At 47.1% G+C, this 431-nt stretch carries 1 protein-coding gene; it reads right to left on the bottom strand.

All coding sequences use genetic code 11. The features are described from left to right. Positions 1-431: hemagglutinin repeat-containing protein (locus tag A9G25_RS07495; RefSeq protein WP_141675048.1), on the bottom strand; the 431-nt coding region annotated here is incomplete at both ends.

The following is a 431-nucleotide window of genomic DNA, read 5'->3' as shown; positions in this document are numbered from 1 at the left end:
GTGATAATCGTAAGCTTATTGCCTGCCTCTACCACACTTTCTGTCCAATCGGTACCGTTACCTTTTTCGCGGGATTTGCTTTGGCTGGCACTGGCCGAGATGGTAAAGCCATTTTTTTCTCCACCAAAGTTATAGCCCACGCCTACCGAGCCACTGCTATTCTTCTCTTTAGTGTCAGTTTTGGTCGTGTTTTCTTGTCCGATGATGTTAACATCATGGTTCGCTTTGAGCATTACATCATGACCGGCAGATACCTGACTGCCAATGATATTGATATCGCCACGCTCTTTTTGACCATTGCCCGTCGCAATAATGCTGAGGTTATGCCCCGCTGAGACGCCACTACTTACTACGGTGTGTTGCTCTTGGTTTACCGTTCGTTTGGTCTTTTCACTGCCCAAACTGACATTAATGCCAATGGAGGCTTGTGG

The sequence above is a fragment of the Gilliamella sp. Bif1-4 genome (assembly GCF_001690535.1).
GTDB lineage: Bacteria > Pseudomonadota > Gammaproteobacteria > Enterobacterales > Orbaceae > Gilliamella > Gilliamella bombi.
Note: the sequence above shows the minus strand (reverse complement) of the source record. Positions and strands in the feature narration are given on the sequence as shown.